A 2,140-nucleotide genomic window follows, 5' to 3' on the forward strand; every position below is an offset into this window, starting at 1 on the left:
ATATCGTGATTGAGCAAAAGACCTTACAGGCCATCACACGGTATGGTCTGCCGTTTGAATCCACCGGCGAAAGCAGCGATAACGCACTTGCCCTAAAACACCAACTGCGCGCCATGGGAGCCCAGTTTTCCAACAATGACAAAAGCATTCACATCAACTGGATTTCTGATGCATGCGTTGCCTGCCGCACGGGAGCAGGGAGTTACACCGCGTTCATTTCGCTAAAATGCCATCGTCAATGCTATTTCTGTTTCAATCCCAATCAACAGGATTATGACTACTACCAACACCATCTGCGTCAGGCAGCAACGGAAGTTGAACAGATTGCTGCCAGCGGAGAGCCCCTGCAATTTGCGGCGTTGACCGGGGGAGAACCACTATTACACAAAGCGGAAGCGACCGGTTTCTTCAAACAGGTTCAGCACCATTTTCCTGATATTCACGCCCGGCTCTACACTGCCGGCGATCCCCTGGACGAGCAAACCGCACAACAGCTGCAACAAGCCGGGCTGAAAGAAATTCGGTTTAGCATCAAAATTGACGATCCGGCAGAGAAGCAAGCCCGCATACTGCGGCGCATTCGCCTGGCAAAAAAATATATTCCCACTGTAATGGTGGAAATGCCGGTTATTCCCGGCAGCGGCGAACAGATGAAAGCGTTATTGCGCGAACTTGATGCCCTCGGCGTTGACGGTATCAACCTGCTGGAGTTTTGTTTTCCTCTGGCGAATGCCGCCGCGTTTCGCGAACGCGGTTTTACCCTGAAATATCCCCCCTATCAGGTGTATTACAATTATTGGTATGCCGGCGGGTTAGCCATAGCCGGTAGCGAAACATTGGCACTGGAATTGATGCTGTTCGCGTTAGAGCGCGCGTTGAGGCTGGGCGTACACTATTGCTCTTTAGAAAATAAACATACCGGCCAAGTGTTCCAGCAAAACCACCTCAGCCCGGTTGACAACACCTACTATTTTTCTCCCCGAGACGCTTTTTTCAAATGCGCTAAAGTATTCGGCTCGGCCATTACTGCCGTGAAAACCCTTCTGGCCCAACACCACATTCCCGTCAGACACAGCCAGCAACATCACTGTATTCAGTTTCACCCCTCGGCCATTTCCTTGCTTGGTGCATTGCCCGTTGAGGTTTGTCTTTCACTCAACGTTATTGAACACCTTTCAGAAACCGAGCGTTACGTGAAAGAAGTGCAATTACAACACGTGACGCCATCCACCTTTTCACTGGCCGACATTTAAAGGATATGACGATGACCCCTCATCAATTCCCGCAATACCTCATCCAGCGCACCGTGGGTTACGATCTTTTACGCCGGTTGCTGATCGAAGAGCCCACGCCTGCACTGTTGAATTTTCTCCAGCAGCAAGATCTGGCGACGCTGTTCCCTGCGATCGCTGACGCGAATTTCTCTTCAGCAGTAGAAAGTGTGCAGCACGCGCTGGCAGGAGAACCCTTTATCACCGGTGAGAGCGCCTTTGAAAATCTGCATTGGGATTTCACCCGCTTGTTTATCGGCCCTGAGACGCCCCCTGCACCACCGTGGGAATCCATCTATGTATCGCGCGATAAGCTGTTGTTTCAACGTTGCACCCAAGAGGTGAAGCAGGTTTATCAATCCTGCGGGTTGACCATGTCTGACGATGACGGCGAGGCCCCAGACCACATCGGGTTCGAGCTCGATTTTCTTTATCAGCAAAGCCAGTCCGTTGCCGAAGCGTTGCACAGCGGCGCGGCGCTTCAGAACGTCATGCTTTCTCTGCTAAGGCAACGTGATTTTCTCCAGCAGCATACGCTGGCGTTCTGTGATGCGTTTTCTCATAACGTAAAAACACACGCAGAGACCGATTTCTATCGCGGCATCGCTCAGCTATTGCCGGTGTTTTTAACCCACGATGCACAGCAACTCAATCAGGTCGTTGACATGGAGACTGTGCAGGCAACGTCATAACAAAAACGATAACACGCTATGCCCACCGCCATGTCGGCAATGCCGTATTGGCAGATCCGACGGCGGCAGGGTTTTTATGCAATGTGAAAGTAGGAGTATTACATGATCAATAATTTACTTACTGGAATCAGTCGGCGTGCGTTTATCCAGATAAGCTCCGCGGCAGCCGCTATCGCA

2 protein-coding genes are annotated in these 2,140 nt (G+C 51.3%); both read left to right on the forward strand.

The genetic code is table 11. The features are described from left to right. The coding region (locus tag J5224_RS25395) for a radical SAM protein (protein WP_264627978.1) at positions 1-1,253 on the forward strand (1,253 nt) is incomplete at its 5' end. 11 nt (positions 1,254-1,264) lie between these two features. After that, entirely contained in the window at positions 1,265-1,963 is a 699-nt protein-coding gene (locus J5224_RS25400; RefSeq protein ID WP_264627979.1) for a molecular chaperone, read from the forward strand. Positions 1,964-2,140: the final 177 nt, after the last annotated feature.

The organism is Candidatus Symbiopectobacterium sp. NZEC135 (genome assembly GCF_025962695.1).

Coding starts and splice junctions, on each gene's coding strand:
- J5224_RS25400 (WP_264627979.1), top strand. CDS start 1,265: ATGACCCCTCATCAATTCCCGCAATACCTCATCCAGCGCACCGTGGGT.